Source organism: Parasedimentitalea maritima (assembly GCF_005771405.1).
GTDB lineage: Bacteria > Pseudomonadota > Alphaproteobacteria > Rhodobacterales > Rhodobacteraceae > Parasedimentitalea > Parasedimentitalea maritima.
Genome location: NZ_VAUA01000001.1, coordinates 511,547 through 536,116 on the forward strand (window position 1 = coordinate 511,547; position 24,570 = coordinate 536,116).

Consider the following 24,570-nt stretch of genomic DNA (forward strand, 5'->3'; position numbering starts at 1 on the left):
TGAAACGCAAGGCAGATCCTGCGGCAAAAAGGGCTGAAAGGGCCGTTTTAGCAGCAAGATCCGGGGACATATGCGGAAATTTGAGAACAGGGAGCATCCACCCGGCCGCGCCTGGCTGCGCTCGACCTTCGCCGCGGGAGGGCACTGCCATGGAGAAAGGAACTATTAGTTCAAACGGCATCGACATAGCTATGTTTTACCCAAACAAACATAAACGGAAGCGAGGGCCTGCTTCGGTATACCCCACGGTTATCGCCGAAGGCCGCAGCGCTCATCGACACATCGGAATGTTCACGTGCGGCCCCTTTGGTCATACGACCTGCCAGCATTTTTCCCCCGTCATAGGAATGGCCCTCAGCTTGCAAAGAGCAGTGGGCAATAGATTTATTTTCAATGTCTGAGAAGGAAGCGGCCAATCCAAACTCTTCCAGTTTTTCGGCCCGGCTGCGTCCGTTTTCGTCAACATAGTCGTGTAGCGAAATGGCCCAAACAAAAGCCTCACCAGTTACAGTTGAGTTTGTATTCGGCTTGATCAATGCTAGGGTCTTGCCGCTTTGATCGCGCCATAGGCTGCTGGCAGGGTCTTCAAAATTCCGAATGAACGTCTGGGAGGTGAAATTGCCACCTTCAGGGTCGAATCGAAGAGTAGGATCCGCAAGAATTTCGGCCGACGCTGTGACTTTGGGGAGCAATCGACGTTCTTTGAGCAATTGATGGCGAGTGTTCTTCAGCATGAATTCTTCGGCAAAATAGACCGCATCTCGCATAATTAGGCGTAAGTCAGTGTCGTCGTCGCAGGTAAGGCCAACTTCGTGTAATTCGTCTTCAGGAAGTTTACGAAAACATCCCTTAGGGTGAGAATTTGCAATCCTGCGGGCCAAAGATGCAACATACCAAAACGCATCGTCAGTAGTGTTTCGCGCGCGCTTCGCATCAGGCGAAGAAACAGTGGCCGCTTTGGGGCGGTTTCGCTGTAATCGCTTGATAAGTGGGACGCGCGCGAAAGACATTTTTTAGCCGATCGCCTTCAGAACAGCTTCGCCGAGACCGGCGGGGCTGTCGGCGACAACGATACCAGCGGATTTCATCGCTTCGATCTTGTCTTCGGCACCACCTTTGCCACCAGCAACAATCGCACCGGCGTGGCCCATGCGGCGGCCTGGAGGGGCTGTACGACCAGCGATGAAACCAGCAGTTGGCTTCCAGCGGCCCTTCTTTTTCTGCTCGGCCAGGAACTCAGCGGCTTCCTCTTCAGCGGAACCGCCGATTTCACCGATCATGATGATCGACTGAGTCTCGTCGTCGTCCAGGAACATGTCCAGCACGTCGATGTGCTCGGTGCCCTTGATCGGGTCGCCGCCGATGCCCACAGCGGTGGACTGACCCAGACCGATGTCAGACGTCTGCTTGACGGCCTCATATGTCAGGGTGCCGGAGCGTGACACAACACCAACCGAACCACGTTTGTGGATGTGGCCGGGCATGATGCCGATTTTGCAGGCGTCAGGCGTGATCACGCCGGGGCAGTTGGGGCCAACCAGACGGGACTTGGAGCCGTCCAGCGCGCGCTGAACGCGCATCATGTCGAGCACCGGAATGCCTTCGGTGATGCAGATGATCAGTTCCATCTCGGCGTCGATTGCCTCGAGGATTGAGTCAGCGGCGAAGGGAGGAGGCACGTAGATCACGGAAGCGTTGGCTTCGGTGACGTGCTTGGCCTCGTGAACCGAGTTGAAGACGGGCAGGTTCAGGTGGGATTGACCACCTTTGCCGGGTGTTACGCCGCCAACCATCTTGGTGCCATAAGCGATGGCCTGTTCAGAGTGAAAAGTACCCTGCGAGCCGGTCAGGCCCTGACAGATGACTTTGGTGTTTTCGTCGATGAGGATTGCCATTTGGCGTTCTCCTTGGTTTCGGTTGGCAGCGTGTAAACCGCCTTGTTTGTTAGGTATCGTGATTAATCGATACGACGTAGCCAGCGACTGGGCCCTTCGTTGACTGAAAGCGAATTGCTTCGAACTCCACAGTAAGACCTACAGAGCTAAATGTGCTACGCAGTCCCTCTGCTTTTGCGGATGGGTCACCATCTATCGCTGCGCGGCCCATTTCAGGCTTTCCAAAGACACGACTCAGTGTCTTTGATAGCGAATGAAAGTGTTCGACTATTTGCTCAGCGCTCAGGGTCTTGGAAGATACGTGACAAAAGTAACGGCCGCTGCTTTCGTCTTCAGGAAATTTGTACCTCGGACGTCCCACCAGATGGTTTCGATTGGCAAGATTAGAGAAACGCGTCATCTGTTTGTCCGCAGTCTCAGCTGCGGCAATACCGTCTTGTATCGAAGACCCTGATGTGAGGCTCAGTGCGAGCTTGTTCAAGCATGCGCGCTCAAAGATCTTGGCTGCTGCTTTAGCCTCGTCAGCTGCAAAAGCGGCTGACGAAGTGAACAAGCACAGTACTATGACTAGGAACGCGCGCAACTGATCAGCCCTTAACCGCTTTCACGATCTTTTCGGCACCGTCGGACAGGTTGTCGGCTGCGATCACGTCCAGACCAGAGTTGTTGATGATCTCTTTGCCGGCTTCGACATTGGTGCCTTCAAGACGGACAACTAGCGGAACCTGCAGGCCGACCTCTTTGACCGCGGCAACAACACCCTCGGCGATCACATCGCAGCGCATGATACCGCCGAAGATGTTGACCAGGATGCCTTTGACCTTGGCGTCCGAGGTGATGATCTTGAACGCCTCTGTCACTTTCTCTTTGGTGGCGCCGCCGCCAACGTCGAGGAAGTTTGCAGGCTCGGCACCGTACAGTTTGATGATGTCCATGGTGGCCATCGCCAGACCAGCACCGTTCACCATGCAGCCGATTTCGCCGTCTAGAGTGATGTAGTTCAGGTCGTACTTAGACGCTTCCAGCTCGTTGGCGTCTTCTTCGCTCTCGTCGCGCAGCTCAGCAATGTCAGCGTGGCGGTACAGGGCGTTGCCGTCGAACGAGACCTTGGCATCGAGCACTTTCAGATCACCCGAGTCGGTAACGATCAGTGGGTTGATCTCCAGCATCTCCATGTCTTTTTCAAGGAAGGCTGTGTACAGCTGACCCATCAGCTTGACGCACTGCTTGACCTGAACACCCTTGAGGCCCAGCGAGAACGCGATGCGACGACCGTGGAACGCCTGATAGCCAGTGGCCGGATCAACAGAGAACGACAGGATCTTTTCAGGGGTTTCTGCTGCAACCTCTTCGATGTCCATGCCACCCTCGGTGGAGCAGACAAAGGAAACCTGCGATGTCTGGCGATCAACCAGCAGTGCCAGGTACAGTTCGGTTTCAATGCCCGAGCCGTCTTCGATGTAGATGCGGTTCACTTGCTTGCCAGCAGGACCGGTCTGGTGCGTGACCAGGGTGCGGCCCAGCATTTTCTTGGCTTCGTCTGCGGCTTCTTCAACCGACTTGGCCAGGCGAACACCGCCCTTTTCACCAGCGTCGGCCTCTTTGAATGTGCCCTTGCCGCGACCACCTGCGTGGATCTGCGCCTTGACCACCCAAAGCGGGCCGTCCATTTCGCCTGCGGCGGTTTTTGCGTCTTCTGCCTTGAGCACAACGCGACCGTCTGAAACCGGTGCGCCATAGCTGCGAAGGAGGGCCTTGGCCTGGTATTCGTGGATGTTCATCTGAAACTGTCCCGTCTGACTACGATTGTTGTGGTTATACGACGTCATAACCCCAGTGGTTAAAGGGTTATTTTACAAGGGGCAGAGAAATAGCTAAGATTTTTCGATTTTGTGATCACGGCCCAGAATGCTGTGATCACATATTACCAAAACGTTCCTAAAACTGATTCGCACGTAACGTTCTTTGAAAGAAAACGTGGTCTCGTTAAGCGCTGTCGCTGGAATGGCCAACAAGGCAATGAAGCACATTCATTGGGCGCGTTCACGGCAAGTGGCCAAGAGTTGGAAACCCTCTGGGATTATGGTGCCTTAACCGGGTCTGCATAGAATAATTTTTGGGTGGTGAGGGCTAGCATTGTCAAATACTTTTCCTGGCTCCAGCCACAGGCGCCGGTGCTATGCTCCCAGTTGTGGACGGATAACATTGTCCACAGCAAGTCAGTGGCGTCCTCGGTGTTGAAATCGGGTGAGAGCGTGCCATCGGCATTCAGTGCGTCGATGGCTGCTGCACATCCCTCACGCATATCCTGCATACGGGTTTCCCATGCGCTGGCGGCTGCTTCGTCCGTCTCACTCATGGATATGAGGACTTTGGCAATCCGATGGATTTCGGGAATATAGTTGCCCCAGGCCGTTACAAATGCCTGTAGCCGATCTTGCCCGGACTGCGCGGTGCGACTGGCCGCGAGGCGCGCATCGGTGTCCAGTTTTTCGTCGAGAAAATGGGTTGCAGCGATCAGCAAGTCTGCCCGGTTTTTGAAGTGAAGATAAACCGCTTGACGTGACACGCCTGCCTCCGTGGAAACATCTGACATCCGGGTTTTTGCAGGCGGTTCGGAAAACAAGAGATCAAGCATGGCCTGTAAAATCTTGGTTCTGGTGTTGGTGTGTGTGGTTGACATGATGTCAAGTCACCCATATTTCGAGGATTGTCAACTTTACACAATGTAAAGTACGTGAAAATTTTTTTGGCAAGAGGAAAATGACAGAATGAAAAATTCGATGGGCGAAAAATGGGTCCTGGCTGTTGCTGGTGGTATTGCCCTTGGCATCGGTCTGTTGGTGGGGTTTTCGCCAGTGGCTTTTTACGCGTCGTCTGAAATTGAACTGGGCCACAGTGCCAGCCTGTTGAGCGAAATCAGGGCTCCAGCGATGGTGTTAATTGTATTTGGCTTAGCCATGTTGGCTGCCGTCGGAGTACCTAAAATCCGGGCTGCCGTTTTGGTCGCGGCAGCGATGTTATATCTATCGTACGGGATCGGGCGACTGATCAGCCTGGCTATGGATGGGCTGCCACATTCCAATTTGCTGGTCGCGATGGCATTGGAAGTCGGTGTTGGTCTGTTGTGTGCCTTCGCTTATTGGCGCCACGTCAAACCAGCATGATGCCATGGAAAAAGGTTCTGACACAAAAAAAGGCCCGCAGGTGCGGGCCTTTTAGACAAATCTGGATGGGTGATTAGCTCAGTGAGCCGTCAATGCCCTTGCAAGCTTCGACCAAACCTTTGACAGCGTTTACAGAATTGTCGAACATTGCCTGCTCATCAGCACTCATTTGGATGTCGACAACACGCTCGACGCCACCAGCGCCAATAACAGTTGGGACACCAACATACATACCGTTCAGGCCGAGAGCGCCGTCAACGTAGGCTGCACATGGCAGAACGCGCTTCTGGTCTTTCAGGTAGGCTTCGGCCATCTCAATCGCACTGGTAGCCGGAGCGTAGAACGCGGAACCGGTTTTCAGGTGGGCAACGATTTCGGCCCCGCCATCGCGTGTGCGCTGAACGATAGCGTCCAGTTTTTCCTGTGTGGTCCAACCCATGGATACCAGATCAGGCAATGGAATGCCGCCCACAGTGGAGTAGCGTGTCAGCGGAACCATGGTGTCACCGTGGCCGCCAAGCACAAATGCTGTGACATCTTTCATCGAAACGTTGAATTCTTCGGCCAGGAAATGGCGGAAGCGTGCAGAATCCAGAACGCCAGCCATGCCGCAGACTTTGGCGTGAGGCAGGCCGGAAAACTCGCGCAATGCCCAAACCATGGCGTCCAGCGGGTTGGTAATGCAGATCACAAAAGCGTTTGGAGCGTGGTCACGGATGCCTTCGCCAACAGACTTCATGACTTTCAGGTTGATGCCCAGCAGGTCATCACGGCTCATGCCGGGTTTGCGCGGGACGCCAGCGGTGACGATGCAAACGTCGGCGCCTGCAATGTCGGCGTAGGACTGGGTACCCTTTAGCGTGGCGTCAAAACCTTCGGATGGGCCAGACTGTGAAATATCCAGTGCTTTGCCTTCCGGTGTGCCTTCAGCAATATCGAAAAGAACGACGTCGCCGAGTTCTTTCATTGCGGCGAGATGGGCTAAAGTGCCACCAATCTGACCTGCGCCAATGAGGGCGATTTTGGGTCGTGCCATGGGATGTATCTCCGGTCCGGTTGAAATTTGCCGGATGCCTACGGCGTTCTGCGCCCTCGCGCAAGAGTTCTGCGCTGCAGCGCGGCGTTGCAGCATCCGGAGTGGTTTGTGGCTGATAACGTTAAATAACTTGTAAATTAGAGGGTTACGAGGTCTTGGAAAGGACATCGGGCCAAATAATGTTTTTCAGTTTTGTGATCACAGTGTGGAGTTCAAATGGGCAACTTTGTTGGGTGTCGCATGCAGAATTCGGGTCTAAGGCTGTGATTCCCGCGACGATTGTCGCCCTTGGTCGACGGCTGCACCTCAGGGTGTACATGTTGAAAGGGAGAGAAAGAGAAAAGCCGATCTGACGGATCTCAGGAAAAGCTGTCGTAAATATGACGCGACAGGAACCGAATGGGGATGGCAGGTTTCATTGGTACATTTGCATCGCAGACCTTTGCCGACAGAGGCTGCGTTCCAAATGAAGACCACGCCTGCGATAACGTTGGGGGCAGCGCAGTGCGCATGGCAGAAACGGCCATGACAACGACAGTCCTGGACACACCAACAGCGTCGATGGTGACGGGTCCGGAAATGGTAAAGGTGGCGGTTACGGCTAGCTGCGCCGTTACTTTCCCGCACCGATTTGACTGAGGGTGCGGGGGCATCAGGCGCGTGGGGTTTCTGTTAGACCAACCTATCGGTCATGGGGTCGAGCAGAACCCCGCGCGCTGTTCACCAACACTGGCAGTTAAGCGTCGTTGCCCTGTGGGGGCAGTGCTTCGGCCAATTCTTCCCACGACTGTCCGGATGCCACCAGGCATGTCAGTCCATTGGGGGTGGTTACCGTGATCGTCCAGGTGCCAGTATCATCTGACGCAAAAGTTTCGATCACCATGCCCTGTTCGCCTAGGCCGATGCTTTGGCGGCTTTCGCCATAAGTGGTGGCAAGCCGTTCGACGACAGCTTCGCGCGGGGCGCAATTTCTGTTTTGTTGAGCGGTCGCTTGCTGTGCAACCATAACGGTGAGCCCGAGGCTCATGGTCAATTTGATCATCGTCTTCATCATGGGTTTTACCCTTTTTCCGGAGTGGCCTGTAACTACGTGAACTTCATCACGCACTACCCTCGATAGTTCCGTAGCGAGCCGGTTTCTGACGTATGTCGAACCATTGATCCGTTCTAAACCACGATCTACGCCGTTCTGGCTGGAAGGAAGTGGGTCCGACCTCCAAAGTGTGTCAAAGATGTGCTGACAATGTCTTAATATCGCGTCCGGGCTATATTTTTAAGGTCTTAGCCACTGGGAACACTGGTAAAAAAATATCTAATGCTGCGGTGCGGCGGATTTTTTCTTGTAATTTTGTGACCGAATCGTTACCGATTTCGCAACTTTACAACCTGGAGACATGTTATGGACACGCGCTCGCGCCCTTTTCGATCGGTACTTTACATCCCCGGGTCAAAATCGAGGGCGCTGGAAAAAGCCAAAGTCCTGCCGGTTGATGCGGTCATCTTTGATTTGGAAGATGCCGTGTCTGTCAGTGAAAAAGAAGCCGCACGCGAGACACTGGCGCAGGCCTTGGCGGCAGGGGGCTACGGCGCCCGAATGCGGATTGTGCGGATCAATGGGCTGGATTCGCAATGGGGCAAGGACGATGCCAAGGCTGCCGCACAAATGGGGTGTGACGCAATTTTGTTGCCCAAAGTATCGGATCCGGCAGATCTGGATGCGCTGACTGAGATCACCGGCGATGTGCCGTTGTGGGCGATGATGGAAACGCCACGGGGTATGCTAAACGCTGCTGCCATTGCTGCGCACCCGAAATTGCAGGGCATGGTCATGGGCACCAATGATTTGGCGAAAGAGCTGCAAACACGGTTTCGCGCAGACCGCTTGCCTATGATGGCAGGGCTGGGCCTTTGTCTGCTGGCGGCCAAGGCCGAAGGGCTGGTGATTGTTGACGGCGTCTACAACGCGTTCAAGGATGCTGAAGGGTTGGCAGTCGAGTGCAGTCAGGGTCGTGATATGGGGTTCGATGGCAAAACATTGATCCATCCGGCGCAAGTAGATGTGGCCAATACCGCTTTTGCACCCTCGGCGGAGGAAATCGACCTGGCCAGCCGCCAGATCGTAGCTTTTGACAAGGCCGAAGCCGCAGGGCAGGGGGTTGCTGTCGTGGACGGCAAGATCGTCGAAAACCTGCATGTTGCAACCGCGCGGGAGATAATCGCAAAAGCGGATGCAATTGCCGCAGTTTCCGCCTAGCTGTTAGCTCGGTTAACATAATGGGGAAACTGAAATGACGTTGATGGTCATAGGCATCCTGCTCTGGATCGGAGCACATCTGTTCAAGCGGGTTATGCCCGAGGCGCGAGCCTCGCTAGGAAATAAGGGACAAGGGCTGGTTGCACTGGCGCTTCTAGCAAGTGTGGTGCTGATGGTTGTCGGCTATCGCGCTGCACCATTTGTCAATGTGTGGGTGCCACCAAGCTATCTGACGCATGTAAACAACTTGCTGGTATTGGTTGGTATCTGGGCGATGAGCCCGGCAGGCACTAAGGGCATGTTGTTGTCGCGCGTCCGCCATCCAATGCTGATGGGCTTTCGGTTATGGGCGCTGGCCCATTTGCTGGTCAACGGTGACCAAGCGTCGATCGTGCTGTTTGGTGGCCTACTGGCATGGGGTGTGATCGAAGTGGTGGTCATCAACCGGGCTGAACCAGATTGGACCCGTCTCAAGGATGGATCACTGGCAAAAGACGGTATGTTCTTTGCCGCCTCAATCGTTCTGCTGGCCGTGATTGGCTATGTCCATTCGCTTGTCGGGCCTTCGCCCTTTCCAGGATAAGACAACATGAAACTCTATCGATTCCTGAGCGAAGATGACACCTCGGCTTTCTGCCACAAAGTCACAGATGCGTTGAACAAGGGCTGGGAGCTGTATGGCAGTCCCACCGAGGCCTTCGACCCGGTCAAAGGCGTAATGCGCTGTGGCCAGTCGGTGGTGAAAGAGGTTGAGGGCACCTACACCCCCGACACCAAACTGGGAGACCACTAAGTATGACTAAGACCAGTCCGGCGAAAACAAATTCGGGACGCTTTTTTGAGGATTATAACGTTGGCGATGTGCTGCACCACGCAGTGCCGCGCACTGTATCCGGTGGTGAGAGAGCGCTGTACCATGCGCTGTATCCTGCTCGCCATGCGCTGTATTCCTCGGATGAATTTGCCCGCCGGTCTGGTCTGCCAAAGTCGCCAATCGATGATTTGGCGGCATTCCACCTGGTGTTTGGTAAGACAGTCCCTGACGTGTCACTGAACGCGGTTGCGAACCTTGGCTATGCCGAAGGACGCTGGCTGTTGCCTGTTTATGAAGGGGATACTCTGCGGGCCGAGTCCGAAGTGATTGGGATCAAGCAGAATTCAAACGGTAAGACTGGAGTGGTTTGGGTGCGCACCCGCGGGATAAACCAGCGGGACGAGTCTGTGCTGGAATATGTGCGTTGGGTGATGCTGCGCAAATCGGATGTTGATGCGCCAGCACCATCGCCAGTGATCCCTGAGCTAAACAAAGTGCTGAGCGTGGATCAACTGGTGATCCCTCAAGGTCTCGATTTTTCAAACTACGATTTTGCTCAGGCAGGAGAGCTGCACCGCTGGGGCGATTACGCCGTTGGCGAGAAAATCGATCATGTGGATGGCGTCACTATCGAAGAAGCTGAGCATATGCTGGCCACCCGACTGTGGCAGAACACAGCTAAGGTACATTTCGACACCACGGCGCGGCCTGATGGGTCACGCCTGATCTATGGTGGACACGTGATTTCCATGGCAAGGGCCCTGTCTTTCAACGGGCTGGCCAATGCGCAGATGATTGTTGGGTTGAATGGTGGCGCGCATGCCAACCCCTGTACCTCGGGGATGACGGTGCGGGCGTGGTCTGAAGTGCTGGATAAGGCAGAGACATCTGCCCCCGGTGTTGCGGCCATTCGATTGCGCTTGGTTGCGACTGCGGGTGGTGAGCCATTTTCACTTAAGGGCGAAGATGGAAAATATTTGCCAAATGTGCTGCTGGATCTGGATTACTGGGCGTTGATGCCGCTTTAAAATTGGGGGCTCTGCCCCCAAACCCCCGGGATATTTCGGCCTAGATGAAGAGCGGATCTAACGGGCTGGCGCGCAGTGGCGTAAAAGTGATCGGATTTTGGCAACTTACTTGCTAGGGTTGCGGTATGTTCTTTCCACGTGTCTTTTTAATCTCGTCATTGCTAACGGCTCCGGTAGCCAGCGCTGCCTGTGATTTGGCATTGGTGCTGGCGGTGGATATCTCAGGTTCGGTAGATACCAACGAATATCGTATTCAGATGGATGGCCTGGCCGAAGGATTGCGCGATGGGGTTGTTGCAGAAGCTTTGGTGCGGGGGCAGGCAAAAGTTCTGCTGTTGCAATGGTCAGGTACGACCCGACAAGAGGTGAGCATCCCCTGGGTTGAGATTCGCGATTTTGCTGCGCTTGAAGCGCTGGTGACCCGGATCGAGCAGGTGGAGCGCCCTTGGCGAAATTACTCCACAGCGATTGGTGAGGCTCTGCATCTTGCAATGTCCCAATTTGATGCCGTTTCAGACTGCGCCCGGCGCGTGATCGATCTGTCTGGGGATGGCACGTCCAACGAAGGCCGTCACCCCGCAGACCTGCGACCGAAGTTGATCGAGGCAAACATTATGGTCAATGCACTGGCGATTGAGCAGAGCGATGCTGATTTGACCAGCTATTACTATGAGAATGTAATTCAGGGAGATGGCGCATTCGTTGCAACTGCGACGACCTTCGCTGATTATCCCAGCCGGATCCGCATGAAGCTGTTGCGTGAAGTCGCACGTCAGACCGCTGACTTAGGTGATTTGCCCTGATTTGCGGTAAGTCGATTGATTCTGCAAAATAACTCTGCGGCATAGAAAATGTGATCACGTCTCGGAATACTGTGATCACAAGTGTGGGATTTTAGCGCCAACAGCCAAAATATCCGCCTCTGTTTACCAATCCTTCGGGTGACAGCGCGCAAAAATTCGCTAAAACACCGACAGCCAACCGCAAAGGAGCCACCATGGCCGATGTCAATCGGGGCAATCGCCCGCTTTCGCCTCATTTGAGTATCTATCGTCCACAGCTGACTTCGGTCTCCTCGATCCTGACACGGATCACTGGCAATGCATTGCTGGTGTCTGCACTGTTGGTGGTTTGGTGGTTTCTTGCTGCGGCAACCTCGCCTGAGTATTTCGCCATCGCTGATGGCATCCTGACCTCGTTTTTTGGGAAACTGGTCATGCTACTGTCGCTGTGGGGGCTGTGGTATCACAGTCTGGCCGGCGTGCGGCACCTGATCTGGGATGCCGGGCATGGGCTTAAACTGGAAACCGCGACCAAACTGGGGTGGGCGGTCATTGTCGGCTCGTTTGTTCTCACTATTCTGACCGTTCTGGTCATCGCGTAAGAGGAGAGACGAGATGCGTCATCTTACTGACCGTAAACGCGCCGTAGGACTGGGATCCGCCAAGTCCGGCACTGCACATTTCTGGGCCATGAAGGTCAGCGCTGTTGCGCTGCTGATCCTGATCCCGCTGTTTGTCTTCACATTCGGCCCGATGCTGGGCGAAGAGCACGACGAGGTTATCGCCTATTTTGGTCGCCCCTTCCCGGCGATTGTGGCAGCCTTGACGATCGCTGTTACCTTTAAACATTTCAAAGATGGCGCACAGGTGATGATCGAGGACTATGTCCACGGGTTAGCACAGAAAATCGCCATCATTGTGATGATCTGCATCTCTTACGCCGCCGCAGCGACTGGCCTGTTTGCCATCGCCCGCATCGCCCTTTGATATCGGAGCACTGACCAATGGCGTCTTACGAATATGAAACCCATGACTATGATGTAGTAGTGGTTGGCGCCGGCGGCGCTGGGCTACGTGCGACACTGGGCATGGCAGAGCAAGGTCTGCGCACCGCTTGTGTGACCAAAGTTTTCCCAACACGTTCGCACACTGTTGCAGCACAGGGGGGCATTGCGGCCTCGTTGTCGAACATGGGCCCGGACAACTGGCAGTGGCATATGTATGACACCGTCAAGGGATCGGACTGGCTGGGTGACACCGACGCGATGGAATACCTAGCGCGTGAAGCCCCTAAGGCGGTTTACGAGCTGGAGCATTACGGCGTGCCGTTCTCGCGGACCGAAGAAGGCAAGATCTATCAGCGCCCATTTGGTGGCCATACCACTGAATTTGGTGAAGGCCCTGCGGTGCAGCGGACGTGTGCAGCTGCTGACCGGACCGGTCACGCGATCCTGCACACGCTGTATGGTCAGTCTCTGAAGAATAACGCTGAATTCTACGTCGAGTATTTCGCCATCGACCTGATCATGTCTGAAGATGGACAGTGTCAGGGCGTTGTCTGCTGGAAGCTGGACGACGGCACCATGCATGTGTTCAACGCCAAGATGGTGGTTCTGGCCACTGGTGGTTATGGACGCGCCTACTTCTCGGCCACGTCTGCCCACACCTGTACCGGTGATGGTGGCGGCATGGTGGCCCGTGCGGGTCTGGCGCTGCAGGATATGGAATTTGTTCAGTTCCACCCAACCGGCATCTATGGATCAGGCTGTTTGATCACCGAGGGAGCGCGCGGCGAGGGTGGATACCTCACCAACTCCGAAGGCGAAAGGTTCATGGAGCGCTATGCGCCCCAGTATAAAGACCTTGCCCCACGCGATTACGTATCGCGGTCGATGACCATGGAAATTCGTGAAGGACGCGGTGTTGGCGCCGAGGGTGATCACATTCACCTGAACCTGTCACACTTGCCACAAGAAGCTTTGGCAGAACGTCTGCCGGGTATCTCCGAGTCGGCCAAGATCTTTGCTGGTGTCGACGTCACCAAGGAACCGATCCCGGTGATCCCGACGGTGCATTATAACATGGGTGGTATTCCAACCAACTATTGGGGTGAGGTCATGAACCCCACCGCTGAGGATACCAACGCTGTTGTGCCGGGCTTGATGGCCGTAGGTGAAGCGGGCTGTGCCTCGGTGCACGGTGCCAACCGTCTTGGTTCGAACTCGCTGATCGACTTGGTTGTGTTTGGCCGTGCCTCGGCCATTCGGGCCGGTAAAGTGGTGGATGCGGATGCGCCGAACCCAGTGCTGAACCAAGCTTCGGTTGATGCCGCGTTTGATCGCTTTGATGCGCTGCGCCATGCCAAGGGGAATGTCGCCACCGCAGAGCTGCGTCTTGAAATGCAGAAAACCATGCAATCTGATGCTGCTGTTTTCCGGACTTCGAAAACCCTGACCGAAGGCGTCGAAAAGATGACCGCTATTGCGGGTAAACTTGATGACTTGAAAGTCACAGACCGGTCGCTGGTTTGGAACTCGGATCTGATGGAAACGCTGGAGCTGACCAACCTGATGCCGAACGCCTTGGCCACCATCCATGGTGCCGAAGCCCGTAAGGAAAGCCGTGGTGCGCATGCGCATGAAGATTATTCCACACGGGACGACGAAAACTGGCGGGTCCACACCATCAGCCGGGTTGATGGGACCAAAGTTGATCTAAGTCCACGTCCAGTTGTTGTTGATCCGCTGACCACAGAAGAACAGGGCGGCATCAGCCTGAAGAAAATCGCGCCAAAGGCTCGGACATTCTGATGAGTTTCGCGGCAGTCCGTATAGTTTCTTTGACGGTTGCTGCCGCGACGCTGACCGCCTGTTCGGCTGGTCGGGGGCCAGATTATGCCCTGAGCTGCACGTTTGAGGTCAATCCTCCTGGGCAATATGAATACCCAGCGGGAGTAGTGGCTCCGGTTGTGACACCCGGGATTGGGGGAACAGCCGAAGGTGCCGCTTCTATGAATGCCTGCATTCAGCGAATGGCTTCAACCTCAGGATATGCAACAAGCAATCGGGGCCGCGCTACAGTTGAAGCAGAATCCGTCTCGGGCGGAAATTACACTGTTTCTACCTACACCTACGGTAGTCCACCGGCGGCAGCGGCAGGTCCGCGCGGAAAGCTACCTCTGCCCACACAATACCCCCTTATGCCCGGGGATACGCAACTTTGGGCCCAGTTGTCGGAGGCCCAACAGTTACGGGCAATCCAGTTCCTGCAGGGGGGCTCAACCATTCGATCCTCTCTTTCGGGGGATAACTGATGGGAGCCCGGGCGATAGAACAACCCAACGAGTGGGCACGGCTGGGGTTTGCGCCAGGTCAGGCGCTGCGAATGTTTGGGATGCGCCGTTCGGGAAACCACGCGATTGCCAACTGGTTGCAACGGAATGCGACAACGGGGCGTGCTGTGTTCCTGAACAATTGCAAACCCGCTTCAGATCCGCTCAAGAGTTTTCGGGCCATTGAATTAGATGGTGAACTTGTTTCACACCAGATTGCACAAAAAGATCTGGCATCGGTTGCGGGAACAGCCGGGGATGGAGCAATGTTGTTGATTTCCTACGAGGATGTCACCTCTGCCGAGTTTGCACCTAAGCGCGCCGTATCGGGACCGTTCGATGAAACGCTTCTGTCTGGCGACGTGCTGATCTACCGCAGTTTTTTAAACTGGGCGGCGTCACTGCTGAAGAAGATGCAGGCCAACACGGGCTACAGCCTGCTGCGCCGAAATGCGATCCTCTTGCACTCCATCGATATCTATTCCGGCGTATTGCGACAGGTCGAGCAAGCTGAGACGCTGCAACATACCTGTATTTGCTATGACGACTGGGTGCGAGACGAGAGCTATCGGGCTGCGATTTTGAACCAGCTGAATCTGCCTGTGCGAGACAATACGCTGGGCCGGGTGCAACGCTACGGCGGTGGTTCTTCCTTTCAGAAAGAAGCCGATAGTGTGGACAAGCTGCAGACCAGCCGACGTTGGCAGCAGATGGCCGAAGAACCAGAATTTGCCGCAGTGTTACAGCTGTCGGCTCATGACACAGCATTGACTGACCGACTGGAGCGGCTGTTTCCCCGTGATGCGGCGTTATTGGCGCGGATCGCTGGGGCGAATTCTCAATCTGAAAAGGTCGGGAAATGACTGTTTTGTGCCCAGACCGAAATGTGGTCACCAGCTCCGCATCTTTAAGAACAAAACCCACTTGCCATGGTGCAGGTGGAACTCACTCGCTCGGCGTCGTCACAGATTTGGCGCCGGCATCCGACGAAATGAACTGCTGTCAGCAAGGTGCCGCAATGGCTCTGCTGGTGTGCGGCTAAGCAAGGAGACAGATCATGGTCGAACTCGCACTCCCGAAGAATTCAAAAATCACTACGGGAAAGACCTGGCCGAAACCCAGCGGAAGCAACAACATTCGTAAATTCCAGATCTACCGCTGGTCTCCGGATGATGGTGCAAATCCACGGGTGGATACTTATTTCCTGGACATGGACACCTGTGGTCCGATGGTACTGGACGCGCTGATCAAGATCAAAAATGAGATTGACCCCACGCTGACGTTCCGCCGGTCTTGCCGCGAGGGTATCTGTGGATCCTGTGCGATGAATATCGACGGTATCAACACGCTGGCCTGCATTTACGGCATGGATGAGATCAAGGGGGATGTGAAAATCTATCCGCTGCCACATATGCCCGTGGTGCGTGACCTGATCCCGGATCTGACGCATTTTTATGCTCAGCACGCCAGCATCATGCCATGGTTGGAAACCAAGACTAACCGTCCTGCCAAGGAATGGAAGCAGACCATCGAAGACCGCAAGAAGCTGGATGGTCTGTATGAATGTGTGATGTGCGCCAGTTGCTCGACCTCTTGCCCATCTTACTGGTGGAATGGCGACCGCTACCTTGGGCCAGCCGCACTGCTGCATGCCTACCGCTGGATTATCGATAGTCGCGACGAAGCAACAGGTGAGCGGCTGGACGAGCTGGAAGATCCGTTCAAGCTGTACCGCTGTCACACCATCATGAACTGTACTCAGACTTGCCCCAAAGGTTTGAACCCGGCAGAGGCCATCGCCAATATCAAAAAGATGATGCTGGAGCGCACGCTGTAACGCGTCCAACCCATTCATGCACTGCAACGCCACCCTGAATTGGGTGGCGTTTTGCATTTTGCCTTCTCAACCTGGCCCAACAATAGATGCCATGCGGCATTTGCATAGCAACACTGCGATAACATGTGATGTCACCAACGTTGGCTGCGCCTATCTTTTCTGCAAGCGCGAACGTCCTCTTATTACTCGGGAGACATCAGATGCAGACAGTTAAACAGTTGCCCAGCAAACAGGCGCAAGAAGCGCTGAAGATTTTGGACGCGGCCTGGGCCTATTATACGCCTCAAGTGGAGCTGGTGCTGAGGTTGAACCAGCCGAAAGACGACCGGCCGGAGAGTCCTTTTGTACCGTATTACACAGCGGCCTAAGGTTAGAAAATCAGCGGTGTTGCGCGGGACTTGCAACATTCAGCGTAAATGCTGTTGTTCAGGTCTGAGATCACCCGCTAGATAGGCATCATGCCCGTTCTATTACTTCTCTTGTTGGCTGGTGTGTTGGGCTACTTTGTGTGGCGCCACCAAACCTCGACGCTGACCCGCAATTGCCGGTGGCGTCAAGACAAGCGCGTGGGCGAATGGCGCTGCGCCTTTTGCGGAGCACGTGATCCTGGTGAGGACAGTCCCCGGGAATGCCTGCGTGACCAACAGAACAGCTAAAGCAACCTAACCAGTGATATTGACCGGTCATTGCCAATTGGTCGTTCTCCTCGCGGGTTTGTGAGGGAAGAGGCTGGCGCATACGTGTTAGGCAGCTCGAAATAGGAGCCTTTCATGAAATCCATTATTGTTGCGCTATTTCTGCTGGCCAGTCCGGTGCTTGCACAGGACCGGGCCGCCAACCATCTTGTGGGTCAAACCTCGCCCTATCTGAAGCAACATCTGTACAACGTGGTGGATTGGTACCCCTGGGGACCCGAAGCCCTGAACAAGGCCCGGACCGAGGGTAAGCCAATTTTCTTATCCATCGGCTATGCGTCGTGTCACTGGTGCCATGTGATGGAAGAGGAAAGTTTTGAAAACGATGAGATTGGCGCGTTTCTGAACGAGCATTTTGTGGCGATCAAAATCGACCGGGAAGAACGCCCTGATCTGGATGAACAGTTCATGCTGGTTACTCAGACCGTCACCGGTGGAGGTGGCTGGCCAAACTCGGTATTTCTGACCAGTGAGGCGCAGCCGTTCTATGGTGGTACCTACTATCCACCGGATACCTTCCTTTCTATTTTACAACAGCTTAGCACCATGTGGCGCGATGATCGGCCTGACATCGAAGAGAACGCTACGGCGCTTGGGAATGTGGTCCGCGAGTATTTGGGCCGCAAGGCGGCGGCGTATCCGCTGACGGCTGAGATAGCCGCGCAGCTGGCCCAACAATCTCTGGCAACTATGGATGACTTTAATGGTGGGTTTGGGGTGGCCCCTAAATTCCCGCAGGAAAGCAGCTTGCTGTTTTTGTTGGATCAGGCGGAACGGAGCTCTGATGCTGAGCTGTTGGAGGTGGTGCAGATAGCTGCTGTCGGGATGGTCAATGGTGGGCTGCACGACCAGGTTGGTGGAGGGTTTCACCGTTACGCGGTGGATAATGCATGGGCCGTGCCTCACTTTGAGAAGATGTTGTATAATCAGGCGTTGATTGGCCGGGTGCTGCTGCGATTAGATAGCTTGCAGCCGAACCCAAGTTTTGCCCGGGCAGCACAACGAGCGTTTGATTATGTGCTGCGAGATATGACCGCGCCGGATGGCGGTTTCTATGCGGCTGAGGATGCGGATTCCCTGACAACGACCGGCGAGCTGGAAGAGGGGGTATTCTACGTCTGGACGCCCGCTCAGGTTCGCACCCATGCTGGGGCAGAGGCGGAGTTTTTAATCGACGCCTTAACCGTTGAAGAGGACGGTAACTTTGAAGGAGCCAGTACGCTGCAATTGAGTGGCGAAGAGGTGGATGTTGAGCGGCTGGATACAGGGCTTGAACTGCTGCGCCAAGCCCGCATGCTCCGACCCAAGCCCCGCCGGGATGATAAAATCCTGCTAAGCTGGAATGCGGAGATGATTGTCACATTGGTGCAGGCGGCGCGAGCCTTTGATCGACCTGAATATCTGACTGCGGCACAGTCGTCTGCGCGATTTATCCTGGCCAAAATGCGCAATGGCGAAGGCTATTACCGGGTGAATACCGGTGGTATCGCCAGTATCGACGCGCAATTGCCGGACTATGCTGGATTTGGGCGAGCTTTGGTGGCTTTGGCCGATTCTGACCCGGCAGGCAATTGGCTGGCCGAGGCGGAGCGTATCGGGCATTATCTGGTAGAGCATTTTCAGCAGAGCGATGGTCTGTTCCGAATGAATAGTGAGGCGCAGGGATTGGGCGACTATATCCAGCTGGATGATGGCGTGTTGCCGTCAGGGAGTGCGCAGGTACAGTTGCTGTTGAGCGCTTTGGCACGACGCAGTTCGGATGTGTTTTTTAGCCAACAAGCAGATGCGCTGACTGACATTCTATCGGGGCAGGCACTAGCGGCACCAGTGCGACGGATAGCAGCGATAGCGGCCGTGGATGCACAAAACCGAGGGGATGTTGGACCCGTTCGTGCCGTCGCCAATGGTGCGGTGCTGGTTTCGACTGTGATTGACCGAGGTGAGGGGCTGCTAAACTTGAACATCGAGATAGCGGAAGGCTGGCATATCAATGCACATGAACCGCTGGAGGCCTATTTCATTCCGACCACGCTGGAGGTCAATGGAACTGATATTGGATCAGATGCCTATCCTGATCCACTGATTACGACGCTGTCGTTTAACGAGGCATCGCCCTTGGCGCTCTATGAGGGCAGGATAGAGTTGAGCGTACCAATCAAAGTGGGCGCAAACGCAGTTACGCTAACACTGCAATCTTGTAGCGACGAGATATGCCTGGCCCCAGAGAGTCTGAGTTTTAGTTTTTGGTAGCACCCGTCCAAATAAAACATTGATGGTGGATTGCTGATCTGCAGGCCCAGACGCTCCCGCCCGTCGTCTGACATTTAAATGCCTTCCTTCCGTTGGGCGTGGCGCCGCGTAAAACGCGGCGCCACGCCCAATACTGCAAACGAACCGGAGATATCTGATTGGTGCGGACGCGAATGAAAGTGTTTGGTCCAGCGGGCGAAGAGTATTGCCGCTGATGCAATTGGGCTTGCACTGGGATGCATGACAGGTGTTGATGGGCGCGTAAGATGGAGCCTTTGACATGAATAAACCTGCCCCCCAAACTGCCAATTATAATTCTGCAGACGCTCCCGCGGATGCGTCTGCCCGCCGTGCCGTGCCGCCCGTCATTTGCTATCCCAATGACAGCCTGCCTGTGGCGGATTTAGAGACGTACCGCAAGGCACGAGGCACCGCAGTCAAAACGGGTGAGGTGCTGGTTCCAGCCCGCGACGCCGCGTGTTTTGAAGTGCCTGCTGGCCATTTTTTTCGCATTTCGTCTGTCGAAGGGCCCCAGGTTGGGGACTTGAACATGTGGAACAAAAACGATCTGGCAGAGCGTTTCTATTCAGGCAAATCACGAGCCTTGCACGGTACCCACATCACCACAGGGGAGCGCATGTGGACCAGCTTCCCTTACCTGCGGCCAATGGCAACCATCATTCATGATACCTTGGGCTGGTATGGGATCGACGATTTTGGTGGTTCGGTGCACGATGTGATTGGGACGCGTTGCGATCCATACACAGGAAACCTGTTGGCAGGGAACCAGTATCACTATTGCTGCCATTCCAACCTGACCCGAGCACTGGCTGACCATCTGGGTGTCTCTCTGGCAGAGGCGGAACCACATGTGCACGATGTGCTGAATGTGTTCATGTGCACTGGTTTTACACGCGACACAGGACAGTATTTCATGAAGGCTTCGCCGGTTCGTCCCGGTGACTATCTCGAGTTTTTTGCTGAGATCGACCTGTTGGGCGCGCTGAGCGCCTGTCCCGGTGGGGATTGCAGTTCTGAACACTCAAGCGATACTGCCAGCTGTCATCCGCTTCTTGTCGAAATGTTTGCTCCGGAAGCAGGGACGTTAAAGGGTTGGACCAGCCCTCCGGTCAATCAATATGACGGCAATCACGGGCGTTAACCGGTACGACACAGCAGTTGCATCAGCTCTTGGACTTCATCCGGCGCAAGCTTTGCCTGAAAAAATTCGGTGATTATCGGTTGATAGATCTGCCACATGCGCTGTCGCAGCAGCAGTCCGCTGTCCGAAGGCACCAGCCGGAACCCACGTTTATCATCGGGGCAGGGGAGGCGGACCAATAGGTCCTGTTTCACCATCTGGCTGGTCAGCCGCGAAATGCCGTGTTGAGGCAAGAGCACGGCCTGTTCCAACTCGTAGGGTCGTAACCCAAGTGGCATTGCCTGCTCCAGTGCCCAAAGAACGTCGTATTGTTCAAGCGGGGGCAGGTTAGCGGAGTTCAAGGCGTTATCAATCGCAGTGCGGGCACGTTTTTGCGCGCGAAACAATGCGATCCAACTTGCTGTGGCGGGAGAATTGGGATTGGTCATTTTTACTATTTAGATGCAAGTGCATTGACATGCAAGGTGGTGGCGCCATATCGATGCAAGTGCATCTAAATGGAGTGCCCAATGACTGACTACCACCTGATCAGCCACGATCTTTGCCCCTATGTGCAGCGCGCCGTCATTGTGCTGACAGAAAAACAAATACCGCACCGTCGCAGCTATATTGACCTTGCCAACAAGCCTGAGTGGTTCCAGAGGATTTCTCCGCTGGGGCGTGTTCCACTTCTTCAAGCGGAGGGTCGCGTGCTCTTTGAAAGTCAGGTTATTGTCGAGTATCTGGACGAAGTCACCCCAGGTACGCTGCATCCCAGCGATCCACTGGACAAGGCACGACATCGCGCGTGGATCGAATTTGGTTCGGATGTTTTGAAAACAATTGGGACATTTTACAACGCGCCCGACCAGAATTCATTTGCTCAAGCGCGATCTGCGCTATCGACCAAATTGTCGCGGATTGAGGCAGAATTGGATGGCCCACTATTCCAAGGCGAACAATTCCATATGGTCGATGCGGTCTGGGGAACAATTTTTCGATACTTTGATACTTTTGATCTCATTTTAGATCAGGAGATTCTGGCAGCATTCCCCACTTTGAAAGCCTGGCGGTTTGCGCTGACCAATCGCACCTCAATTAAAAATGCCGTGCCAGATGGGTATCCGGCACGGCTAATGTCGTTTTTGGCGCGGCGCCCCGGTCCAATGGGAGAGCGGGCGCGCAGTGGGGTCAGCTAAAGGCAGCTTCCAATGCAATCTCCACCATTTCGGCGAAGCTGCGTTCCCGTTGATCCGAAGGTAGCGCTTCGCCGGTGATCAGATGGTCAGACACTGTCAGTACAGCCAGCGCGCGCCGTCTATGGCGCGCGGCCAGATTATACAGTTCAGCGGCTTCCATTTCGACGCCAAGAATGCCGTGTCGCACCATCTGTTCATTCAGATCAGGGCGTTCATCATAGAACACGTCCGAAGAATAGATACCGCCAACATGAGGTGTAGATCCCTTAGCCTCGGCTGCGTTGACTGCTGCACGCAACAAGGCCCAGTCTGCACAGGGGGCAAAGTTCAGCTCTTTGAAGATCCCACGGGATGGGGTGCTCAGGGTGCTGGCGGTCATAGCTACAATCACGTCACGTAGTTTGATCTTGTCCTGCATGGCCCCACAGGATCCAATTCGGATCAAAGTCTGGGCATCAAAGTCTCGGATCAACTCATTGACGTAAATCGACAGCGACGGCATTCCCATGCCGCTGCCCTGGATGGTGACACGATGTCCCTTCCAGGTTCCCGTAAACCCCAGCATCCCACGCACTTCATTCACCAGACGCACATCTGACAGAAATGTTTCAGCCGCCCATTTTGCGCGATAGGGATCGCCCGGCAATAAGACGGTTTCCGCAATATCTTCCTTTGCGGCGCCAATATGAATCGTCATGTTTTAAATCTCCGCTTCTGGATCAGATTTCCAGATCAGAGATATCAGCGCCAGAAGTCAAGGCAGTATGAATCCAATGCGGCTTGCGACCGCGGCCGGTCCAGGTTTCTTCTGGGTTCGCCGGGTTCCGATATTTGGGAGCAGCTTTTGAACGTTTGCCTGCCGGACGCCCGCCATTAGAAATTTCCTCAAGCGAAAAACCGAATTCTGCGGCAGCCTGTTCCGCAGCCTTTAATGCCGCTAGACGCTCACGTTGTTCGGCGGATTTTAGGGCTTCATCAACATCAGTTTTGAGTTGCAGAAGATCTTTGCGCGACATTTCCGCAAGGTTGAGGGTCATTTGAGTCTCCAATTTGTAGTACCTACGCCAACTAATTAGCGCGTATCAGCTTATGGCCCAATTGGGAGACGTATTTAAGCGCCTTTTTCTCATTTTTTGTGTTGCCGCTTGATTTTTATTATTGCGCTACAACCATTTAGGGCGTCGCCAATATGGCGATGTCACTCATGATTGAATTTAGTTCGAAATCTTTTGGGGTATAAACGCGGGCGACGCCCATTTGTTTTAGAGTATTCGCATCATCGTCAGGAATAATACCACCGACGATCACCGGAATATGTGCAAGACCAGCGGCACGCATGCGGTCTATTGTTTCCTGAACCAATGGCAAGTGGCTCCCCGATAGGATCGATAAGCCAACTACATGGGCCTGATCTTCAATCGCTGCGGCCACAAGTTCGGCGGGCGTCAGGCGGATACCATCATAGGATATATCCATCCCGCAGTCTCGGGCACGAAAGGCAATCTGTTCCGCACCGTTTGAGTGTCCGTCCAGTCCTGGCTTACCCACAAGGAACTTCAAACGGCGCCCCAATTTGTCGCTGACCACGTCTACTTTTTCACGCAGTTCATCCAAGCCTTCGGTTTTGTTGGATACTGACCCTGACACTCCGGTGGGACCTCGATAGGTTCCATGGGCCTTGCGCATTTCTTCTGCCCATTCACCGGTGGTGACACCGGCTTTGGCCGCGGCGATTGACGGTGGCATGATATTGTCACCGGCTTTGGCTGCTGCCCGCAGCGCCACCAAGGCTGCTTGAACCTCAGCGTCATCACGATCTTGCCGCCAATCGTTCAGGCGAGAAATCTGTTCTTGCTCGACGGCAGGATCGACGACCATGATGCCGCCATCTTCCGTTTGTAACGGTGAGGGTTCGCCCTCAGTCCAGCGGTTGACGCCAACCACTATGGTTTCGTTGCGTTCAATCCGGTTCAACCGCTCGGCATTAGAATCCACTAAGCGTGATTTCATGTATTCGATCGATGCCACTGCGCCGCCCATCCCTTCAAGGTTGGCCAGTTCAGCGCGAGCGCCTGTCTTTAATTCTTCGACTTTACGGTCAACTGCCGGGTTGCCCTCGAATAGGTCTTCATATTCCAACAGATCAGTTTCATAGGCTAGAATCTGCTGCATCCGCATCGACCATTGCTGGTCCCATGGCCGTGGTAGTCCTAATGCCTCGTTCCAGGCGGGTAGCTGTACCGCACGGGCGCGGGCCTTCTTTGACAGGGTAACGGCCAGCATTTCGATCAGGATACGGTAAACATTGTTTTCTGGCTGCTGTTCCGTCAGTCCCAGAGAGTTGACCTGCACACCATACCGAAAGCGGCGAAATTTTGGATCGCTAACACCATAACGCGTTTCGCAAATCTCGTCCCACAGGTCGACAAAGGCGCGCATCTTGCACATTTCGGTGACAAAGCGGATGCCAGCATTGACGAAGAAGGAAATCCGCCCAACCAATGCCGGGAAATCTTCGGCTGGAACCCGTGGCTGCAATTCGTCCAGCACGGCCTGCCCGGTGGCCAAAGCAAACGCCAGTTCCTGTTCTGGTGTCGCGCCTGCCTCTTGCAGGTGATAAGAACAGACATTCATCGGATTCCACTTGGGCACGTTACTATAACAGTACTCGGCAACATCCGCGATCATCTTCAGACTGGGCTTAGGTGGGCAAATATAGGTGCCTCGGCTCAAGTATTCTTTGATCAGATCATTCTGCACAGTGCCCTGAAGGCCGCGTATATCCGCGCCTTGCTCTTCAGCCACAGCTATATAAAGCGACAATAGCCAGGGGGCGGTGGCGTTGATCGTCATCGAGGTGTTCATCTGATCCAAAGGGATCTGGTCAAACAAGGCGCGCATGTCGCCCAAGTGACAAACAGGGACCCCCACTTTGCCAACTTCGCCACGAGCCAGCGTGTGGTCGCTGTCATATCCGGTTTGGGTTGGCAGATCAAAAGCCACCGACAACCCGGTTTGGCCCTTAGCAAGGTTACTGCGGTACAACGCGTTTGAAGCGGTGGCGGTTGAATGGCCTGCGTAGGTCCGGATCAACCAGGGGCGATCTGACTTACCTTGCTGGTGGTCTGTATTTGTCATCAG

27 protein-coding genes are annotated in these 24,570 nt (G+C 54.7%); 17 read left to right on the top strand and 10 right to left on the bottom strand.

Features of this window, described 5'->3' with window-relative positions; genetic code table 11:
- Nucleotides 1-170: 170 nt before the first annotated feature.
- The 4 genes from FEE96_RS02570 to FEE96_RS02585 form a co-directional block, all read right to left on the bottom strand.
- Nucleotides 171-1,010: a hypothetical protein gene (locus FEE96_RS02570; protein WP_138161421.1), complete on the bottom strand. Its 840-nt coding sequence runs from the start codon at nucleotides 1,008-1,010 to the stop codon at nucleotides 171-173.
- Between the two features lie 3 nt (nucleotides 1,011-1,013).
- Nucleotides 1,014-1,895 (bottom strand): succinate--CoA ligase subunit alpha, encoded by an 882-nt coding sequence (gene sucD / locus FEE96_RS02575; RefSeq protein WP_138161422.1) that lies wholly within the window; start codon nucleotides 1,893-1,895, stop codon nucleotides 1,014-1,016.
- A 587-nt stretch (nucleotides 1,896-2,482) separates the two neighbouring features.
- Nucleotides 2,483-3,676, bottom strand: a complete 1,194-nt coding sequence (sucC, locus tag FEE96_RS02580; RefSeq protein WP_138161423.1) for an ADP-forming succinate--CoA ligase subunit beta — start codon at nucleotides 3,674-3,676, stop codon at nucleotides 2,483-2,485.
- A 299-nt stretch (nucleotides 3,677-3,975) separates the two neighbouring features.
- Nucleotides 3,976-4,578 carry a TetR/AcrR family transcriptional regulator gene (locus FEE96_RS02585; protein ID WP_138161424.1) on the bottom strand — a complete coding sequence of 201 codons (603 nt, stop codon included), beginning with the start codon at nucleotides 4,576-4,578 and terminating at the stop codon, nucleotides 3,976-3,978.
- An 88-nt stretch (nucleotides 4,579-4,666) separates the two neighbouring features.
- On the opposite strand from FEE96_RS02585, the gene FEE96_RS02590 reads away from it, so the two are divergent.
- Nucleotides 4,667-5,062 carry a DUF4345 domain-containing protein gene (locus FEE96_RS02590; protein WP_138161425.1) on the top strand — a complete coding sequence of 132 codons (396 nt, stop codon included), beginning with the start codon at nucleotides 4,667-4,669 and terminating at the stop codon, nucleotides 5,060-5,062.
- 73 nt (nucleotides 5,063-5,135) lie between these two features.
- On the opposite strand, the gene mdh is transcribed toward FEE96_RS02590, so the two are convergent.
- A complete protein-coding gene (gene mdh / locus FEE96_RS02595; protein ID WP_138161426.1) occupies nucleotides 5,136-6,098 on the bottom strand; it encodes a malate dehydrogenase in 963 nt (320 codons plus the stop codon).
- Nucleotides 6,099-6,503: 405 nt separating this feature from the next.
- Here mdh and FEE96_RS02600 point away from each other — a divergent pair, with 405 nt between their 5' ends.
- The gene (locus tag FEE96_RS02600; RefSeq protein WP_138161427.1) at nucleotides 6,504-6,737 is read left to right on the top strand and encodes a hypothetical protein; all 234 of its coding nucleotides are present in this window, start codon (nucleotides 6,504-6,506) and stop codon (nucleotides 6,735-6,737) included.
- Between the two features lie 97 nt (nucleotides 6,738-6,834).
- Here the strand turns inward: FEE96_RS02600 and FEE96_RS02605 are convergent, their stop codons facing one another.
- Complete coding sequence (locus FEE96_RS02605; RefSeq protein ID WP_246079271.1) at nucleotides 6,835-7,149, bottom strand: hypothetical protein; 315 nt, start codon at nucleotides 7,147-7,149, stop codon at nucleotides 6,835-6,837.
- Between the two features lie 348 nt (nucleotides 7,150-7,497).
- Between FEE96_RS02605 and FEE96_RS02610 the strand changes: the two genes are divergently transcribed.
- The 14 genes from FEE96_RS02610 to FEE96_RS02675 all read left to right on the top strand — a co-directional run bounded on the left by FEE96_RS02610 (nucleotide 7,498) and on the right by FEE96_RS02675 (nucleotide 20,251).
- A complete protein-coding gene (locus FEE96_RS02610) occupies nucleotides 7,498-8,352 on the top strand; it encodes an HpcH/HpaI aldolase/citrate lyase family protein (protein ID WP_138161429.1) in 855 nt (284 codons plus the stop codon).
- A 34-nt stretch (nucleotides 8,353-8,386) separates the two neighbouring features.
- Nucleotides 8,387-8,935 carry an NnrU family protein gene (locus tag FEE96_RS02615; RefSeq protein WP_138161430.1) on the top strand — a complete coding sequence of 183 codons (549 nt, stop codon included), beginning with the start codon at nucleotides 8,387-8,389 and terminating at the stop codon, nucleotides 8,933-8,935.
- A gap of 6 nt (nucleotides 8,936-8,941) precedes the next feature.
- Nucleotides 8,942-9,145 carry a DUF1737 domain-containing protein gene (locus FEE96_RS02620; RefSeq protein WP_138161431.1) on the top strand — a complete coding sequence of 68 codons (204 nt, stop codon included), beginning with the start codon at nucleotides 8,942-8,944 and terminating at the stop codon, nucleotides 9,143-9,145.
- 2 nt (nucleotides 9,146-9,147) lie between these two features.
- Complete coding sequence (locus tag FEE96_RS02625; protein WP_138161432.1) at nucleotides 9,148-10,194, top strand: MaoC family dehydratase; 1,047 nt, start codon at nucleotides 9,148-9,150, stop codon at nucleotides 10,192-10,194.
- A gap of 125 nt (nucleotides 10,195-10,319) precedes the next feature.
- The gene (locus FEE96_RS02630; protein WP_138161433.1) at nucleotides 10,320-10,997 is read left to right on the top strand and encodes a DUF1194 domain-containing protein; all 678 of its coding nucleotides are present in this window, start codon (nucleotides 10,320-10,322) and stop codon (nucleotides 10,995-10,997) included.
- Nucleotides 10,998-11,191: 194 nt separating this feature from the next.
- A complete protein-coding gene (gene sdhC / locus FEE96_RS02635; protein ID WP_138161434.1) occupies nucleotides 11,192-11,578 on the top strand; it encodes a succinate dehydrogenase, cytochrome b556 subunit in 387 nt (128 codons plus the stop codon).
- 13 nt (nucleotides 11,579-11,591) lie between these two features.
- On the top strand, nucleotides 11,592-11,963 hold the full coding sequence (gene sdhD / locus FEE96_RS02640; protein WP_138161435.1) for a succinate dehydrogenase, hydrophobic membrane anchor protein: 372 nt from the start codon (nucleotides 11,592-11,594) through the stop codon (nucleotides 11,961-11,963).
- A 17-nt stretch (nucleotides 11,964-11,980) separates the two neighbouring features.
- The gene (sdhA, locus tag FEE96_RS02645) at nucleotides 11,981-13,786 is read left to right on the top strand and encodes a succinate dehydrogenase flavoprotein subunit (protein ID WP_138161436.1); all 1,806 of its coding nucleotides are present in this window, start codon (nucleotides 11,981-11,983) and stop codon (nucleotides 13,784-13,786) included.
- Nucleotides 13,786-14,289 carry a hypothetical protein gene (locus FEE96_RS02650; protein ID WP_138161437.1) on the top strand — a complete coding sequence of 168 codons (504 nt, stop codon included), beginning with the start codon at nucleotides 13,786-13,788 and terminating at the stop codon, nucleotides 14,287-14,289. Before sdhA ends, FEE96_RS02650 begins: the two co-directional genes overlap by 1 nt.
- Complete coding sequence (locus FEE96_RS02655) at nucleotides 14,289-15,170, top strand: hypothetical protein (RefSeq protein WP_138161438.1); 882 nt, start codon at nucleotides 14,289-14,291, stop codon at nucleotides 15,168-15,170. The genes FEE96_RS02650 and FEE96_RS02655 overlap by 1 nt, the downstream gene beginning before the upstream one ends.
- 194 nt (nucleotides 15,171-15,364) lie before the next feature.
- On the top strand, nucleotides 15,365-16,144 hold the full coding sequence (locus tag FEE96_RS02660; protein WP_138161439.1) for a succinate dehydrogenase iron-sulfur subunit: 780 nt from the start codon (nucleotides 15,365-15,367) through the stop codon (nucleotides 16,142-16,144).
- A 200-nt stretch (nucleotides 16,145-16,344) separates the two neighbouring features.
- Nucleotides 16,345-16,512, top strand: a complete 168-nt coding sequence (locus tag FEE96_RS23395; RefSeq protein ID WP_171021587.1) for a hypothetical protein — start codon at nucleotides 16,345-16,347, stop codon at nucleotides 16,510-16,512.
- Nucleotides 16,513-16,914: 402 nt separating this feature from the next.
- Nucleotides 16,915-19,089 carry a DUF255 domain-containing protein gene (locus tag FEE96_RS02670; RefSeq protein ID WP_138161441.1) on the top strand — a complete coding sequence of 725 codons (2,175 nt, stop codon included), beginning with the start codon at nucleotides 16,915-16,917 and terminating at the stop codon, nucleotides 19,087-19,089.
- 280 nt (nucleotides 19,090-19,369) lie between these two features.
- On the top strand, nucleotides 19,370-20,251 hold the full coding sequence (locus tag FEE96_RS02675; protein WP_138161442.1) for an urea carboxylase-associated family protein: 882 nt from the start codon (nucleotides 19,370-19,372) through the stop codon (nucleotides 20,249-20,251).
- On the opposite strand, the gene FEE96_RS02680 is transcribed toward FEE96_RS02675, so the two are convergent.
- The gene (locus tag FEE96_RS02680; protein WP_138161443.1) at nucleotides 20,248-20,679 is read right to left on the bottom strand and encodes a MarR family winged helix-turn-helix transcriptional regulator; all 432 of its coding nucleotides are present in this window, start codon (nucleotides 20,677-20,679) and stop codon (nucleotides 20,248-20,250) included. The genes FEE96_RS02675 and FEE96_RS02680 overlap by 4 nt on opposite strands.
- A gap of 81 nt (nucleotides 20,680-20,760) precedes the next feature.
- On the opposite strand from FEE96_RS02680, the gene FEE96_RS02685 reads away from it, so the two are divergent.
- Complete coding sequence (locus FEE96_RS02685; RefSeq protein ID WP_138161444.1) at nucleotides 20,761-21,429, top strand: glutathione S-transferase family protein; 669 nt, start codon at nucleotides 20,761-20,763, stop codon at nucleotides 21,427-21,429.
- On the opposite strand, the gene deoD is transcribed toward FEE96_RS02685, so the two are convergent.
- The 3 genes from deoD to FEE96_RS02700 form a co-directional block, all read right to left on the bottom strand.
- Nucleotides 21,422-22,126 (bottom strand): purine-nucleoside phosphorylase, encoded by a 705-nt coding sequence (gene deoD / locus FEE96_RS02690; RefSeq protein ID WP_138161445.1) that lies wholly within the window; start codon nucleotides 22,124-22,126, stop codon nucleotides 21,422-21,424. The two genes, FEE96_RS02685 and deoD, sit on opposite strands and share 8 nt — an antisense overlap.
- 22 nt (nucleotides 22,127-22,148) lie before the next feature.
- The gene (locus tag FEE96_RS02695; protein ID WP_138161446.1) at nucleotides 22,149-22,466 is read right to left on the bottom strand and encodes an H-NS histone family protein; all 318 of its coding nucleotides are present in this window, start codon (nucleotides 22,464-22,466) and stop codon (nucleotides 22,149-22,151) included.
- A 136-nt stretch (nucleotides 22,467-22,602) separates the two neighbouring features.
- Nucleotides 22,603-24,567: a protein meaA gene (locus tag FEE96_RS02700; RefSeq protein ID WP_138161447.1), complete on the bottom strand. Its 1,965-nt coding sequence runs from the start codon at nucleotides 24,565-24,567 to the stop codon at nucleotides 22,603-22,605.
- Nucleotides 24,568-24,570: the final 3 nt, after the last annotated feature.